Source organism: Cellulomonas sp. KU4C, from assembly GCF_056868065.1.
The window spans coordinates 2,731,686-2,745,884 of record NZ_CP200322.1 but is presented as its reverse complement, the minus strand read 5'-3'; the positions used below and the strand labels follow the sequence as shown (position 1 = coordinate 2,745,884).

Here is a 14,199-nt window from a genome sequence, read left to right as displayed (position 1 = left end):
GCCCGACGAGCGACCCGCCCTACCGTGGCCGCGATCCCCCGCCGACGAGAGGACCACCCCGTGCGCGAGCTCGTGTACTACGTCGCCGCCAGCCTGGACGGCTACATCGCCGGCCCGGACGGCCAGTTCGACGCCTTCCCGGTCACCGGCGACCACATCGCGTTCCAGGCCGCCGCGTACGCCGACACCCTCCCGACCGCCGCGGCGGAGCACCTGGGCGTCCCGCAGACCCGCAGCCGGTTCGCGACCGTGCTGATGGGCTGGAACACCTACGCCGTCGGCCTCGACCAGGGGGTCGACAGCCCGTACCGCCACCTGGAGCAGATCGTGTTCTCCCGGCGCCGCACCGGCACGGCCGAGAACCTCGTCGTCACGGACCGCGACCCCGTCGCGACGGCGCGCGCGCTCAAGGAGCAGCCCGGCGCGGACATCTGGCTCTGCGGGGGCGGCGAGCTGGCCGCACAGCTCGTCGACGAGATCGACCGGCTGGTGGTGAAGCGCAACCCGCTGCTGCTCGGCGACGGCATCCCCCTGTTCGGCCGCACCGCGTACGCGCCGGTCGCGCTGGACCTGGTGGCGTCGCGGACGTTCGAGTCCGGTGTCGTGGTCGCGGAGCACGTGCGGCGGCGCTGACCCTCTCGCCTCCCCCTGGCGGGGTGGATCACCGACACCCTCCTGTGTATCGTCTGTCGATAACATCGAGAAACGATATGAGGAGACCGCCGTGCCAGAGAAGTCGCCGCTGTTCGCCCGCCCCGCCGACCTGTGGAGCGTGCTCGTCGTGGGCGCCGTCGTGATCGTCGCGAGCCTCGTCCGGCTGGTGAGCGACGTCGCCCGGCTGCTGCCGAACCGCGACGTCCCGGTCGACGTCCTGCTCACCGGCGCGCGCGTCGAGCTGCCGATCGGCCCGGGCGGCGCGCTCGTCCCCGCCACCGTCGACGGCGCCGCCCTGTCCGTCTCCGACATGCCGGCGGCGACCTTCGCGTCCGCCCTGGGCGCCGCCGCGGTCCCGCCGCTCGCGATGATCGCCGTCACGGTCTGCGTGCTGCTGCTGTGCCGGCAGATGCTCTCGGGCCGGTTCTTCTCCCGCACGGCCACCCGCCTCATCACGGCCGTGTCGGTGCTGGTCGCCGGCGGCTGGGCGCTGCACCTCGCGTTCACCGTGATGACCACCAACGGCGTCCTCGCCCTGGTCGCGGACCCCGCCGTCGCCGACGAGGTGCGCACCCCGGTGTCCTGGACGGCGATCCTCGCGGCGATGGCCGTCGGGGCGCTCGCCGCGGCGTTCGGCGCCGGCGAGCGGATGCAGCGCGACTCCGAGGGCCTGGTCTGATGCCCCCCGAGGACGACGCCGGGCGGATCCACTGCCGGCTGGACGAGCTGCTGGCCGAGCGCGGGATGACGCTGACCCGGCTGGCCGAGCTGGTCGGGGTGACGGTGGTCAACCTGTCGGTGCTGAAGAACGACCGGGCGCGCGCGATCCGGTTCTCCACGCTGACGGCGGTGTGCGACGTGCTCAGGTGCCAGGTGGGCGACCTGCTGGTCGTGACGCCGCGCGGCGAGCCGGCGCGGTGACCAGACACGCCGCCCCCGCGGGTATCGCTCAGATCGTGGTTGATACCCTGGCGCGGTGAGCCTGCCGAGCACGCTGTTCCGGACCGACGTCCAGCGCGACGTCGTGCGCGAGCTGGTGCACGCCCCCGCGGGGAGCCGGAGCGCCACCGACCTCGCCCGGGCGCTGCACCGGCCCGCGTCCTCGGTCTCGCGCGCCGTGCGCGACCTCGCGGCGGACGGGCTGCTGTCGACGACCGCGCACGGTCGCCGCCAGCTCCTGACGCCGAACTACGGGAACCCGGCGATGCGGGCGCTGCGCGAGGCGGTCCTGCTCTCCGAGGAGCTGGACGCCGAGCGCGACCGCGGGGTCCGGTGGTGGCAGACGATGCCCGAGCTCGCCGCCGCGGTCGGCGAGGCCCGCGGGTCCGGGGACGAGGACCGCGCCCTGCGGCTCCTGCTCGACGGCGTGAACCAGATCCCGCTGCTGGCGGCCCTCGAGCGCCTCGACGAGGCCCTGGCACCCCCCGGCCCCACCGGCGACGAGCGATGGGACGCCCTCCTCGCCGGCACCGTCCGCGTGCACCTGCGCCGACTGGGCCACCCGGCCCCGCTCTGGACCCGCCTCGACCCCCTGGCGACCTGGTGGTGGCCGTCCGGCCGCGGGGCACGCGCCGTCCTGGCGATGCAGCGCACGCCGCCCGAGCTCGCCCGCCTCGGCATCTGGTTCGACGCACGGAACCTCGTCACCGCATGAGCCGCCCCGATCCCGAGCTCTCCCGCCAGGACATCGTCGACCTGCTGACCGAGGTCGGGGCGTTCCTCGCCGCCCGGGGCTGGCGCGCGACCATCTACGTCGCCGGTGGCGCTGCGATGGCGCTGCTGTTCGACACCCGGTCCGCGACCCGCGACGTCGACGCCGTGTTCCGCAGCGACCGCGGTCAGCTGACGGCCGCGATCCGGCACGTCGCCGACCGGCACGGCCTGCCGGCCGCGTGGCTGAACGACCAGGTCGCGTCCCTGGTGCCCGGCGCTGACGACCCCGACGCGGTCGAGCTCGTGCTCCCGGGGCTGGAGGTCCTGCTCTCCTCGCCTCGGCACCTGCTCGCGATGAAGATGCTCGCCGGACGCGACCGTGACCTCGACGACCTCACGGTGCTGTTCCGGGTCCTCGGTGTCACGGAGCCCGCGCAGGCCGTCCGGATCACGGAGGAGGTGTTCGGGCCGGAGTACCCGGACGACACCCCGCCCGACGAGTACCTGCACGCGCTCGCCGAGGACGTGCTCGACCGCGCGCGACGCCCGACCGCCTAGGACGCCCCGAACACCGCCGTGAACCCGAGGTCCCCCGCCAGCCGGGCGACGAGCTGGTCGTAGAACGCGTCGGTCTCGACCACCCGGACGTAGTGGCCGAACAGCTCGAACGAGACCGCGCCGAACAACGTGGTCCACGCCATCAGCGTGCGGACCGTGACCTCGGGGGCGTCGTCGCCGGTCACGTCGCCGCGGGCCCGGGCGAACGCCAGCGCCTGCGCGACGGCCTCCTCGGCCCCCGTCGGCGCTCCGGCGGGGCGGGCGGGCGCGGCGCCCTCGGCCACGGCGGCGAGCACCACGCCGAGCAGCACCGCGACCACCCGGGTCGCCGGGACGACGGTGTCCTGCGGGGCGGCGTACCCCGGGACGGGGCTGCCGTAGAGCAGCGCGAACTGGGCGGGGTGCGCGAGCGACCAGCGGCGGATCGCGCGGCACGCGGCGACCCAGCGGGCGCCGACCTCGGGGCCTGCGGCGGCGTCGGCCTCCTCGACGGCCGCGCCGAGCGCGTCGTACGCCTCGACCAGCAGCGCCGTGAGCAGGTCGTCGCGACTGGGGAAGTACCGGTACACGGCCGACGACACCATGCCCACGTCCCGCGCGACCGCCCGCAGGCTCAGCCCGGCCGCCCCGTCCTGCGCCAGGCGGGCCCGCGCCGCGGCGAGGATCCCGGCGCGGACGGTCTCGCGGGCGAGCTGGCGGGCGGTCGGGGCGCGGGAGGTCACGCTGCATCCTGCGACAGGGAGAGCACCTGCCACAACCGAGAGCACTGCTCTTGCCAGGCGACCCCGTGCGCGCCAGACTGACTCCGAGAGCACCGCTCTCCCCTAGTCGGAGGAGTCGTCATGACCGCATCCCACCTCGTCGTCGGGGCCGGCCCCGTCGGCCGCGCGCTCGCCGCCCTGCTCACCGCCCGCGGGGACGCCGTCACCGTCGCGACCCGCTCGGGCCGCCCGACCGGCGCGCCCGGGGCCCGGCACCTCGCGCTCGACGCCGCCGACGCCGAGGCGCTGCGCCGCGCCGCGGACGGCGCCGACGTGCTCTACAACGCCGTGAACCCGGGCAGCTACCCGCAGTGGGCGCGGGTGTGGCCGCCCGTCGCCGCGTCGCTGCTCGCCGCCGCCGAGAAGCTCCGGAGCGGTCTACGCGATCGTCGGCAACCTCTACCCGCTCGGCCCGGTCGACGGTCCGATGCACGAGGGTCTGCCCGACGCCGCGGCGGACAGCAAGGGCGTCCTGCGGGCACGCCTGTGGGCCGACGCCCGCGCCGCGCACGAGGCCGGCCGGGTCCGCGCGGTCGAGGTGCGCGGCTCCGACTACGTCGGCACCGGCGTCGGGCACGTCAGCCGGGTGCTGCCCACCGCCCTGCGCGGCCGGCCGGTGACGATGGTCGGGCGCGTCGACCAGCCGCACACCTTCACCGACGTGCTGGACGTCGCCCGGACGCTCGTGGCCGCGGCGGACGACCCCGGCGCCCACGGCCGGGTCTGGCACGTCCCCAGCAACCCGCCGCGCACCCAGGCCGAGGCCGTCGCGGACGTGCTCGCCGCCGCGGGTCGCCCCGCCGTCCCGGTCCGCGCGATCGGACCCGCCGGTGTGCGCGCCCTGGGGCTCGTCTCCCCGCTGATGCGGGAGATCCGCCCCCTGCTCTACCAGTTCACCCGGCCCTACGTGCTGGACTCCACCGCCGCGCAGGAGCGGTTCGGGATCGCCCCGACCCCGTGGGACGAGGTCTGCCGGCGGACCGCGGCGAGCGCCGGGGTCACCGTGCGGGCGTAAGCGCCGTCACCGCCCGTGCGGGTCCGTCCGGTTGAGCGTCTCGACCACCCGCGCGTAGTCGCCGCGCGCCTCGCCGTACCGGAGGAACTTCACCGCCTCGACCAGGATCTCGGTGGCGTCGGGCTCCGCCTCCACCAGCGCGAGCACCTCCGCGACGAACGCGTCCAGCGGCATCGCCGCCGCGTTGTCCTCGTGGCCCGGCATCAGGGGCGTGCGGACCGCCGGCGGCACCAGCTCGACCACCCGGACGCCGGTGCCCGCGAGCTGGAGGCGGATCGACTCGCTCAGCTGGTGGATCGCGGCCTTGCTCGCGTTGTAGCTGGGCGTCGCGGCGAGCGGCGCGAACGCCAGCCCGGAGGAGACCGTCATGATCGTCGCGTCGGGGCGGGTCTGCAGGTGCTCGACGAACGCGCCGATCAGCCGGACCGGCCCGAGCACGTTGGTGGTCACCGTCCGCACCGCGGAGTCGACGAACCCGGCCGGTGTGCGCCAGTCCTCGGCCTGCATGATGCCGGCCATCGCGACCAGCACGTTCACCTCCGGGTAGGTGGCGATCACGTGGGCGGACGCCGCGGCGACGCTCTCGGGGTCGGTCGTGTCGACCACGACCGTCCCGATGCCGGGGTGCTCGGCGGCGACCTGCTCCAGCACGGCGGCACGGCGCCCGCCGACCACGACGGTGTTCCCGCGCTCGTGCAGCGCGACGGCGAGGGCGAGACCGATGCCGCTGGTCGCGCCGGGGATGAAGACGGTGTTCCCGGTGATGTCCATGCCTCCACCCAACCGAACACCCCGGCACCCTGCCAGAGCAGGCCGATCGGGGGATCCGCGGTCCCTGGCTGCGCCGACGCGCCACGACGATGATGGGCGGGTGAACCGCGCCGAGCTCGCCGCCTTCCTGCGCCGCCGCCGCGAGGAGCTGCGCCCGCAGGACGTCGGCCTGCCCGTGGGCGTCCGCCGCCGGACCGCCGGGCTGCGCCGCGAGGAGGTCGCGCAGCTCGCCGTCATGTCCGTCGACTACTACACGCGCCTCGAGCAGCGGCGCGGCCCGCAGCCGAGCGTGCCGATGCTCGCCGCGGTGGCCCGCGCGCTGCAGCTCACCGACGACGAGCGCGACCACCTGTACCGGCTCGCCGGGCACGCCCCGCCGGACCGGCGCGGCACCGCCGCCGGGGTGCCGGGCGCGCTGCTGCGGGTGCTCGACCGGCTCGAGGACTCCCCCGCGCTCATCCTGTCCACCACGGGCGAGACGCTGGTGCAGAACCGGATGGCCGTCGCGCTGCTCGGGGACGCCTCCGGCTGGACGGGACTGGACCGCAGCGAGGCCTACCGGTGGTTCACCCGCCCGGAGACCGAGCGGGTCCGGTACCCCGAGGCCGACCACGCCCGGCACTCCCGGGCGCTGGTCGCGTCGCTGCGGCTGGCGCACGGCGCGGACGGGCCCGGCTCCCGCGCCGCCGAGCTGGTCGACGCGCTCCTGCCGCGGTCGCCCGAGTTCGCGGCGCTGTGGGACCGGCAGGAGGTCGCCACCCGGTTCGAGGACCACAAGACGCTCGTGCACCCCGAGCTCGGGACGATCGAGCTCGACTGCCAGGCCCTGTTCACCGAGGACCGGTCGCTGGCGCTGCTCGTGCTGACCGCCCCCGCGCGGTCGCGGGGCGCCGAGCAGCTGCGCCTGCTGTCCGTCGTGGGCGAGCAGCGCTTCGCGTCCGAGCGGGCCTGAGTCGCTGCTAGCCTGACGCCGTGACCACCGCACCGACCCCTGCCCGACGGACCCCCGTCGTGCCCGGGTCGTGTTGTCGCCGCCCCCGACGCTGACGCGTCGCCCCGCGACCCGCGCTCACCAGGAGCCCTCCCGCTCCCCGCAGCCGCTGCTCCCCCGGAGCCGCCGCCCCGCCCGAGCCCGGGCGCCCCGGAGCCGCCCGGCCTCGCGCCCGTCCGGCCCCACCTCCCCGCCGCGCCGGCGCCGCGTCCCGCGTGCCGCCGCCCGCCGCACCCCGCACACTGATCCCCTCGACGACCGGAGAACCGTCATGACCGCACGACCCCTCGCCCAGCGCCCCACCCGCACGCGCGCCCTCGCCGCGGCGGCCGTCGCCGCCACCGCGCTCGGCCTCGCCGCGTGCGGCTCGGGCTCCGCGTCGGACGACGGGTCGGGCTCCACCGCCGCACCCGGCTCCGCGCTCGCCGCGGTCCAGGAGGCCGGGGTGCTGCGGGTCGGCACCGAGGGCACCTACTCGCCGTTCAGCTTCCACGACCCGGGCACCGACGAGCTCACGGGCTACGACGTCGACGTCATCACCGCCGTCGCGGAGCAGCTCGGCGTCGAGGTCGAGTTCTCCGAGACCACGTGGGACTCGATCTTCGCGGGCCTCGAGGCGAACCGGTACGACGTGATCGCGAACCAGGTCAGCATCACCGACGAGCGCACCGCGAAGTACGACTTCAGCGAGCCGTACACCGTGTCCACCGGTGTCGTCGTGGTCCCGGCCGGCACCACCGACATCACGTCGCTCGCCGACGTCGACGGCAAGACCACCGCGCAGTCCGCGACGTCGAACTGGTCCACCGTCGCCGCCGACGCGGGCGCGACCGTCGAGTCCGTCGAGGGCTTCACGCAGGCGATCGCGCTGCTCAAGCAGGGCCGCATCGACCTGACGTTCAACGACAACCTCGCCGTCCTCGACTACCTGAAGTCGACCGGCGACACCGACGTGGAGATCGCGTTCGAGACCGACGACCGGGTCGAGCAGGGCTTCCCGGTCCTCAAGGGCTCGGACCTCGCGCCCGCCATCGACGAGGCCCTGGACGCGCTGCGCGCCGACGGCACGCTCGCCGAGATCTCCACCACCTGGTTCGGCGAGGACGTCTCGCAGTGACCCCGCGGCGGACGCGGACCCGGTCCGCCGCCGGTGAGGAGGGCCGGTGAACGACACCACCTGGGAGCTGGTGCGCACCTCGGTCGGCCCGCTGCTCGAGGGCGCGGTGCGCGGCACGATCCCGCTGACGATCATCTCGTTCGCCGCCGGCCTCGTGATCGCGCTGCTGGTGGCGCTCGCCCGGCTGTCCCGGGTCCCGGTGCTGTCCTGGCTCGCGCGCGCGTACATCTCGGTGATCCGCGGGACGCCGCTGCTGGTGCAGCTGTTCCTGATCTTCTACGCGCTGCCGTCGCTCGGCGTCGTCATCGACCCGTTCCCGTCCGCCGTGATCGCGTTCTCGCTGAACGTCGGCGGGTACGCGGCCGAGACGATCCGGGCGGCGATCCTGTCCGTCCCGCGCGGCCAGTGGGAGGCGGCGTCGACCATCGGCCTCGGCCCGACGATGACGCTGCGCCGGGTGGTGCTGCCGCAGGCCCTGCGGGTGTCCGTGCCGCCGCTGTCGAACACCTTCATCTCCCTGGTGAAGGACACCTCGCTCGCCTCGACGATCATGGTGACCGAGCTGCTCCGCAAGGCCCAGGAGATCGCCGCCCCGACGTACGAGTTCATGACCCTGTACTCGCTGGCCGCGGTGATCTACTGGCTGATCTGCCTGGTGCTCTCGTCCGCGCAGGGACGGCTCGAGCGGCGCCTGGACCGGTACGTGGCGACATGACGGAGCGCAGCATGACGACCCCCTCCCCCGGCACGCCGCTCGTGCAGGTGCGTGGCCTGACCAAGTCGTTCGGCGACAACCAGGTGCTGCGCGGCATCGACCTCGACGTCGCCCCCGGCAGCGTCACGGTCGTCATCGGGCCGTCCGGCTCGGGCAAGACCACCCTGCTGCGCTGCCTCAACGCCCTCGAGATCCCCGACGCCGGCACCGTCGAGGTCGCCGGCGTGCGCCTGGACTTCACGGCACGCCGCAGCCAGGCCGAGCTGCGGCGCCTGCGGGCCCAGTCCGGGATGGTGTTCCAGTCGCACCAGCTGTTCCCGCACCGGACCGCGCTGGAGAACCTGGTCGAGGGCCCCGTGCACGCCCAGCGCCGCCCGGTCGCCGAGGCCACCGCCGAGGCCCGCGCGCTCCTGGAGAAGGTCGGCCTGGGCGCGAAGGCCGACGCGTACCCGCACGAGCTCTCCGGCGGGCAGCAGCAGCGCGTCGGCATCGCGCGGGCGCTCGCGCTGCGCCCCCGGCTGATCCTGTTCGACGAGCCGACGTCCGCGCTCGACCCCGAGACCGTCGGCGAGGTGCTGACCGTCATGCGCGACCTCGCCGCCGAGGGCTGGACGATGGTCGTCGTCACCCACGAGATCCGGTTCGCCCAGCAGGTCGCGGACCACGTGCTGTTCATCGACGGCGGCGTGGTCGTCGAGGAGGGGCCGCCCGCCGAGGTGCTCGGCCGGCCCGCGCACGAGCGGACGCAGCAGTTCCTGCGGCGGATCCTCGACCCGCTGTAGGCGCCGTACCGGGCCGCCCGACACTCGGGCGCACCGCCGGTGTACGACGAAGGCCCCGACCCTGGCGGGGGTCGAGGCCTTCGTCGTCGCTGTCTCAACGAGTGTCCGGAGGGGGACTTGAACCCCCACGCCCGTTAGGGCACTAGCACCTCAGAGCTAGCGCGTCTGCCATTCCGCCACCCGGACAGGTGTCTCCCGAACGGTCGTCGTGAGGCGCACACCGGCGCCCTGACAACCCCTCAGGTGCGGGAGAAAACCTAGCACGGACTTGCCGCCGAGCACGCATCCGCAGGTAGGAGCACACTGGCCGGAGCCCGCGAGCCGCGCCGAGACCGCCTCGGGACGCCCCTGCCGCGGCGCGGAGGTGATGCACGTCATGGCGGAGCAGATGGGCGGCGCCCGGCGGGTGGCCGGACCGCGACGGCCCGGCCCGGCAGCGGACGACGGCGTCCCGCGCTGGCTGCGGACCTCCGCGGGCGTCACCTGGCGGATGCTAGTCCTGCTCGCCGGGGTGGCGCTGGTCTTCTTCGCCACGTCCCAGGTGCAGCTGCTGTTCGTCGCCGTGTTCATCGCGTTCGTGTTCACCGCCGTGCTGCGCCCGGTCGTCGACTTCTACAGCCGCGTGATGCCCCGGCCGCTGGCGACGGCCCTCGGGCTGCTGTCCGGGTTCCTGGTGCTCGCCGGGATGGTGTTCTACGTCGGCTACTCGGTGGCCAACCAGTGGCAGGCCCTGTCCCGGCAGTTCGGCGACGGCATCGACCAGATCGTCGACTTCCTGGAGAACGGGCCGCTGCCGGTCTCGATCACCAACGAGCAGATCGCCGAGTGGATCGACAACGGCCGTGAGTGGATCCAGCAGCACGCCGGGGACCTCGCGAGCCAGGCGGCGGCGTCGGCGGGCTCCGTGGTCGAGGTGTTCACGGCACTGGCGCTGTCGGTGTTCTGCGCGATCTTCTTCCTCGCGCGCGGCGCGGAGATGTGGACGTGGTTCGTCAACCAGATGCCGGCCGGCGCGCGGGAGTCCTGGAAGACCGCGGGCGGCGCGGGCTGGTACACGTTCTCCGGCTACACCCGGGGCACCGTCATCATCGCCGTGACCGACGGCATCCTCGCGTTCGTCCTCCTGTCGCTGATCGGGGTGCCGCTCGCCGCTCCGCTCGCCGTCCTGGTGCTGATCGGCGCGTTCATCCCCCTGATCGGCGCGCCCGCGGCGATGGTCGTCGCGATGATCGTCGCGCTCGCCGCCAACGGGCCGGTGCAGGCGGCGGTCGTCGGCATCGGCATCGCGCTGATCGGGCAGTTCGAGGGCCACGTGCTCCAGCCGCTCGTGATGGGCAAGCAGGTGTCCCTGCACCCCGTCGTCGTCGCGCTGGCGGTGACCGGTGGCACGCTGACCGCGGGGATCCTCGGCGCGGTGATCGCCGTGCCGCTCGTCTCGGTCGCGTGGGCGATCTACTCCCGGTTCCACCAGACGGACCCGCCGATGACCACCGAGGAGGCGGCGCCGGTCGTCGACCCCGCGGACGAACCGGCCGACGAGGGCGACGTCTCCCCCGCGTGACCCACCTCACGCACCCGGATCGTCCCCGTTCGTCCCCGGCGGGAACTCCCCGGCCGGGCCGACCGTTGGAGCGCTGACCTGACGGGCGACCTGGAGAGAGATGGACAGCGACAGTAGGCACCCCCTGGACCGGCACGAGACCGCGACGGGGGGTGAGAGGTGATGTGGGTCCTGTCCCTGCTGCTCGGCCTGGTGGTCGTGCTGGCGATCACCGCGGTGACCGGCTACTTCGTGGCCCAGGAGTTCGCCTACATGGCCGTCGACCGGTCGCGCCTGAACGCGCGCGCGGCCGACGGCGACGCCGGTGCCCGGCGCGCGCTCCAGGTGACGCGCCGCACGTCGTTCATGCTGTCCGGCGCCCAGCTCGGCATCACCGTGACCGGGCTGCTGGTCGGCTACGTCGCGGAGCCGCTGATCGGCGAGTCGCTCGGTGAGGCGCTCGGCGGCGTCGGCGTCCCCACCGGGGTGGGCATCGCGGTCGGCACCGTCCTCGCGCTGCTGGTGTCGACGCTCGTGCAGATGCTGTTCGGCGAGCTGTTCCCGAAGAACCTCGCCATCTCCCGCCCCGAGCCCGTCGCGGTGGCGCTCGCCACGTCGACCACGCTGTACCTGCGGGTCTTCGGCTGGTTGATCCGGGTGTTCGACTCCGCGTCCAACGCGCTGCTGCGCGTGCTGCGGATCGAGCCCGTGCACGACGTCGAGCACTCCGCGACGGCGCGCGACCTCGAGCACATCGTCGCGGAGTCCGCCGAGAGCGGTGACCTCCCCCGCGAGCTGTCGATGCTGCTCGACCGCATCCTCGACTTCCCGGACCAGGACGTCGAGCACGCGATGATCCCCCGGTCCCGCGTCGACGTGGTCCGCGTCGGCGACACCGTGACCCAGGTCCGCGAGCTCATGGCCAGCGGGCACTCCCGGTACCCGGTGCTCGGGCCGGACGACGAGGTGCGCGGCGTCGTGCACCTCCAGGACGTGCTCGCGGTCGCCGGCCCGTCGCAGGCCCCGGTCGAGACGCTGATGCGCCCGGCCGCGCTGCTGCCGACGTCGATGAGCCTGCCCGACGCGCTCGGACAGCTCGCCACCACCCGCAACCAGCTCGCGTGCGTGCTCGACGAGTACGGCGGCCTGGCCGGCGTCCTGACGTTCGAGGACCTCGCGGAGGAGCTCGTCGGCGAGATCACCGACGAGCACGACCCCGGCGACTTCCCCGCGACGCTGGTGGAGGACGACGGCACCTGGACGATGGCCGGCGACGTGCACGTCGACGAGGTGGAGCGCGCCGTCGGGCGCGACCTGCCGCGCGGCGACCACGAGACCATCGGCGGTCTGGTCATCGCCGCGCACGGCTCCCTGCCGGCGGCCGGCACGAGCGTCGTCGTGCTGCTGCCCGACGACCCCGGGGAGCTCGCCCACGCCGGCGAGCCCGACCCGGTGTGGATGCGCGTCGACGTGCTGACGATCGAGCGGCACGTGCCCGCGCTGGTCCGCGTCACCGTCCCCGCCGACCCGCCGCCCACCGAGGACGAGCGCGCCGCCGCCATCACCCGCGACCAGGAGGAGGACCGATGAGCGACCCCGTCGTCGTCATCGCGATCACCGTGGCCCTGATCGCGCTCAGCGCGTTCTTCGTCGCGGTCGAGTTCGCGGCGCTCGCCGCCAAGCGGTACCGCCTCGAGGAGGCCGCGCCCCGCAGCCGGTCGGCCCGCGCCGCGCTGCGCAGCTCCACCGAGCTGACCGTGCTGCTCGCCGGGTCCCAGCTCGGCATCACCGCGTGCACGCTCGCGCTCGGCGCCATCACCAAGCCGGCCGTGCACCACTGGCTGACCCCGTTGTTCGCCGACTGGGGCGTCGCGCTCTGGGTCGCCGACGCCGCGGGCTTCGTGCTGGCTCTCGTGATCGTGACGTTCCTGCACCTCGTGGTCGGCGAGATGGCCCCGAAGTCCTGGGCGATCGCGCACCCCGAGACGTCCGCGATCCTGCTGGCCACGCCGATGCGCGCGTTCATGTGGCTGACCCGGCCGGTGCTGCGGGTGCTGAACGAGGCCGCGAACTGGTGCCTGCGCAAGGTCGGCGTCGAGCCGGCCGACCAGGTCGCCACCGGCCAGAACCCCGACGACCTGCGGCACCTCGTCGAGCACTCCGCGAACGTCGGCGCCCTGGACGAGGCCTACTCGGCGCAGATCACCGGCGCCCTGGAGCTCCAGACGATGACCGTGCAGGACCTCGTCGCGGCCGGCGGCGGGCCCACGTCGGTGCGCCCCGGCGCCACGATGGCCGAGGTCCGCGCGATCAGCCGCACCTCGGGGCACCTGCGGGTGCTCGTCGGCTCGGGCGAGGCGCTGGACGGCGTGGTGCACGTGCGCGACACCCTCGCGCACGACGACGACGCCCCCGTGGCGCCGATCGTGCGGCCCGTGCTGCGGCTGCCCGCCGACGCACCGGTCGCGGCCGCGCTCACCGAGATGCGCGAGAAGCGACGGCACCTGGCGGTCGTGGTCGACGGCGAGCGGGTCGTCGGGGTCGTCACCCTGGCGGACGTCCTGGCCCGCCTCTTCCCGGTCGCGACGGGCACCCCCACCCCCGCCTGACCGGCCCGCCGGGGCCGGTCGAGGTCGAGGTCGAGGGTTTCGGCCGAGGTCGAGGGTTTCAGCCCCGTTCCGGCGGCGAAACCCTCGACCTCGCCGGGTTCGGTGCTAAGGGGTGCCGAGGGCGTCCAGGGCGCGGGTCAGGGCCTCGGTGCCCTCGCGGGGGACCGGGAGGAGCGGGGCCGGGAGCAGGCCCAGGTCGACGCCGGTCAGGGGCGCGAGCGCGTGCACGGCGCGCGGGCCGCCGAGGGCGGCGACGAGCTCCGCGACAGGGCTCAGCCGGGCCATCAGCGCCCGGGCGCGGTCCGCGTCACCCGCGGCAGCCGCCGTCGCGACCGCGACGTACCAGTCCGGCAGGACGCTCGCGAGCCCGGAGTGCCAGGTGCGTGCCCCGGCGAGCAGCCCCTCGACGCCGAGGACGTCCCCGGAGCAGCCGATCTCGACGTGCGCGGGCACGGAGGCGGCCAGCGCGTGCACGCGGTCGCGCAGCTCGCCGACGTCGCCGCCACGGTCCTTCACGCCGCCGACGCCGGGGACCTGGGCCGCGCGGGCCAGCGCCTCGACGCCGAACCGGAAGCTCGTGCTCACGGGGTTGTGGTAGATCCACACCGGCACCTGCGCCGCGCCCGCGACGTCCTGCACCAGGCCCAGCACCTCGGCGTCGGTCAGCGGCAGGTACGCCAGGGTCGGCAGCAGGACGGCGGAGACGCCCGCGCGCTCGGCGACGATGGTGTGCACGACGACCTCGTCGGTGGTGAACGCACCGACCCCGGCGACGACCGGCACCCGACCGGCCGCGGCCTCGACAGCCGCCTCGACGACCCGCCGACGTTCCGCCGCGGTGAGGTACGGGTAGCCGCCGGTGCTGCCGAGCACGGCGACCCCGGACGCCCCCGCGGTGACGGCCCGGTCGACGAGCTGCTCGAGCGGCTCGGTGAGCACCTCGCCCTCGGAGCCGCGCGGGGTGGGCAGGTAGGCGACCAGGGGTCCGAGGAGCGACATCGGCCCAGGGTAGGCCGGTGCCCGTCCGGGTGGC

Annotated in this window: 16 protein-coding genes and 1 tRNA gene; 13 read left to right on the top strand and 4 right to left on the bottom strand. The window is 74.7% G+C overall.

Going from position 1 to position 14,199, the window contains the following annotated elements:
- Nucleotides 1-60: 60 nt before the first annotated feature.
- The 5 genes from AC1VL8_RS12955 (at nt 61) to AC1VL8_RS12935 (ending at nt 2,865) form a co-directional block, all read left to right on the top strand.
- The gene (locus tag AC1VL8_RS12955) at nt 61-633 is read left to right on the top strand and encodes a dihydrofolate reductase family protein (RefSeq protein ID WP_483075436.1); all 573 of its coding nucleotides are present in this window, start codon (nt 61-63) and stop codon (nt 631-633) included.
- Between the two features lie 91 nt (nt 634-724).
- The gene (locus AC1VL8_RS12950) at nt 725-1,333 is read left to right on the top strand and encodes a hypothetical protein (protein ID WP_483075435.1); all 609 of its coding nucleotides are present in this window, start codon (nt 725-727) and stop codon (nt 1,331-1,333) included.
- The gene (locus AC1VL8_RS12945; protein WP_483075434.1) at nt 1,333-1,575 is read left to right on the top strand and encodes a helix-turn-helix domain-containing protein; all 243 of its coding nucleotides are present in this window, start codon (nt 1,333-1,335) and stop codon (nt 1,573-1,575) included. The genes AC1VL8_RS12950 and AC1VL8_RS12945 overlap by 1 nt, the downstream gene beginning before the upstream one ends.
- Nucleotides 1,576-1,630: 55 nt before the next feature.
- Entirely contained in the window at nt 1,631-2,308 is a 678-nt protein-coding gene (locus tag AC1VL8_RS12940) for a MarR family transcriptional regulator (protein ID WP_483075433.1), read from the top strand.
- On the top strand, nt 2,305-2,865 hold the full coding sequence (locus AC1VL8_RS12935; RefSeq protein WP_483075432.1) for a hypothetical protein: 561 nt from the start codon (nt 2,305-2,307) through the stop codon (nt 2,863-2,865). The genes AC1VL8_RS12940 and AC1VL8_RS12935 overlap by 4 nt, the downstream gene beginning before the upstream one ends.
- Here the strand turns inward: AC1VL8_RS12935 and AC1VL8_RS12930 are convergent.
- On the bottom strand, nt 2,862-3,587 hold the full coding sequence (locus AC1VL8_RS12930; protein WP_483075431.1) for a TetR/AcrR family transcriptional regulator: 726 nt from the start codon (nt 3,585-3,587) through the stop codon (nt 2,862-2,864). The two genes, AC1VL8_RS12935 and AC1VL8_RS12930, sit on opposite strands and share 4 nt — an antisense overlap.
- A 466-nt stretch (nt 3,588-4,053) precedes the next feature.
- Between AC1VL8_RS12930 and AC1VL8_RS12925 the strand changes: the two genes are divergently transcribed.
- Nucleotides 4,054-4,641, top strand: a complete 588-nt coding sequence (locus tag AC1VL8_RS12925; RefSeq protein ID WP_483075430.1) for an NAD-dependent epimerase/dehydratase family protein — start codon at nt 4,054-4,056, stop codon at nt 4,639-4,641.
- A 6-nt stretch (nt 4,642-4,647) separates the two neighbouring features.
- On the opposite strand, the gene AC1VL8_RS12920 is transcribed toward AC1VL8_RS12925, so the two are convergent.
- Nucleotides 4,648-5,412: an SDR family oxidoreductase gene (locus AC1VL8_RS12920; RefSeq protein ID WP_483075429.1), complete on the bottom strand. Its 765-nt coding sequence runs from the start codon at nt 5,410-5,412 to the stop codon at nt 4,648-4,650.
- Between the two features lie 100 nt (nt 5,413-5,512).
- Between AC1VL8_RS12920 and AC1VL8_RS12915 the strand changes: the two genes are divergently transcribed.
- From AC1VL8_RS12915 to AC1VL8_RS12900, 4 genes are all read left to right on the top strand, one after another.
- Entirely contained in the window at nt 5,513-6,364 is an 852-nt protein-coding gene (locus AC1VL8_RS12915; RefSeq protein WP_483075428.1) for a helix-turn-helix transcriptional regulator, read from the top strand.
- A 310-nt stretch (nt 6,365-6,674) separates the two neighbouring features.
- Nucleotides 6,675-7,520, top strand: coding sequence for an amino acid ABC transporter substrate-binding protein (locus AC1VL8_RS12910; RefSeq protein WP_483075427.1), 846 nt, complete (start codon nt 6,675-6,677; stop codon nt 7,518-7,520).
- A gap of 46 nt (nt 7,521-7,566) precedes the next feature.
- Nucleotides 7,567-8,235, top strand: a complete 669-nt coding sequence (locus AC1VL8_RS12905) for an amino acid ABC transporter permease (protein ID WP_483075426.1) — start codon at nt 7,567-7,569, stop codon at nt 8,233-8,235.
- Nucleotides 8,236-8,246: 11 nt separating this feature from the next.
- Nucleotides 8,247-9,017 (top strand): amino acid ABC transporter ATP-binding protein, encoded by a 771-nt coding sequence (locus AC1VL8_RS12900; protein WP_389228154.1) that lies wholly within the window; start codon nt 8,247-8,249, stop codon nt 9,015-9,017.
- 102 nt (nt 9,018-9,119) lie between these two features.
- Here AC1VL8_RS12900 and AC1VL8_RS12895 read toward each other — a convergent pair.
- Nucleotides 9,120-9,203 (bottom strand) — tRNA-Leu (locus AC1VL8_RS12895).
- A gap of 190 nt (nt 9,204-9,393) precedes the next feature.
- On the opposite strand from AC1VL8_RS12895, the gene AC1VL8_RS12890 reads away from it, so the two are divergent.
- The 3 genes from AC1VL8_RS12890 (at nt 9,394) to AC1VL8_RS12880 (ending at nt 13,166) form a co-directional block, all read left to right on the top strand.
- Nucleotides 9,394-10,578 carry an AI-2E family transporter gene (locus tag AC1VL8_RS12890; protein ID WP_483075425.1) on the top strand — a complete coding sequence of 395 codons (1,185 nt, stop codon included), beginning with the start codon at nt 9,394-9,396 and terminating at the stop codon, nt 10,576-10,578.
- A 162-nt stretch (nt 10,579-10,740) separates the two neighbouring features.
- Nucleotides 10,741-12,147: a hemolysin family protein gene (locus AC1VL8_RS12885; RefSeq protein WP_389228148.1), complete on the top strand. Its 1,407-nt coding sequence runs from the start codon at nt 10,741-10,743 to the stop codon at nt 12,145-12,147.
- Nucleotides 12,144-13,166 (top strand): hemolysin family protein, encoded by a 1,023-nt coding sequence (locus AC1VL8_RS12880; protein WP_483075424.1) that lies wholly within the window; start codon nt 12,144-12,146, stop codon nt 13,164-13,166. The genes AC1VL8_RS12885 and AC1VL8_RS12880 overlap by 4 nt, the downstream gene beginning before the upstream one ends.
- Before the next feature lie 105 nt (nt 13,167-13,271).
- On the opposite strand, the gene AC1VL8_RS12875 is transcribed toward AC1VL8_RS12880, so the two are convergent.
- On the bottom strand, nt 13,272-14,165 hold the full coding sequence (locus AC1VL8_RS12875) for a dihydrodipicolinate synthase family protein (RefSeq protein ID WP_483075423.1): 894 nt from the start codon (nt 14,163-14,165) through the stop codon (nt 13,272-13,274).
- Nucleotides 14,166-14,199 lie beyond the last annotated feature (34 nt).

Excerpts from the sequence above, each read along its gene's own strand:
- AC1VL8_RS12945 (WP_483075434.1), top strand. The coding sequence starts at position 1,333 with ATGCCCCCCGAGGACGACGCCGGGCGGATCCACTGCCGGCTGGACGAG.
- AC1VL8_RS12935 (WP_483075432.1), top strand. The coding sequence starts at position 2,305 with ATGAGCCGCCCCGATCCCGAGCTCTCCCGCCAGGACATCGTCGACCTG.
- AC1VL8_RS12925 (WP_483075430.1), top strand. The coding sequence starts at position 4,054 with ATGCACGAGGGTCTGCCCGACGCCGCGGCGGACAGCAAGGGCGTCCTG.
- AC1VL8_RS12920 (WP_483075429.1), bottom strand. The coding sequence starts at position 5,412 with ATGGACATCACCGGGAACACCGTCTTCATCCCCGGCGCGACCAGCGGC.
- AC1VL8_RS12910 (WP_483075427.1), top strand. The coding sequence starts at position 6,675 with ATGACCGCACGACCCCTCGCCCAGCGCCCCACCCGCACGCGCGCCCTC.
- AC1VL8_RS12900 (WP_389228154.1), top strand. The coding sequence starts at position 8,247 with ATGACGACCCCCTCCCCCGGCACGCCGCTCGTGCAGGTGCGTGGCCTG.
- AC1VL8_RS12890 (WP_483075425.1), top strand. The coding sequence starts at position 9,394 with ATGGCGGAGCAGATGGGCGGCGCCCGGCGGGTGGCCGGACCGCGACGG.
- AC1VL8_RS12885 (WP_389228148.1), top strand. The coding sequence starts at position 10,741 with ATGTGGGTCCTGTCCCTGCTGCTCGGCCTGGTGGTCGTGCTGGCGATC.
- AC1VL8_RS12880 (WP_483075424.1), top strand. The coding sequence starts at position 12,144 with ATGAGCGACCCCGTCGTCGTCATCGCGATCACCGTGGCCCTGATCGCG.
- AC1VL8_RS12875 (WP_483075423.1), bottom strand. The coding sequence starts at position 14,165 with ATGTCGCTCCTCGGACCCCTGGTCGCCTACCTGCCCACCCCGCGCGGC.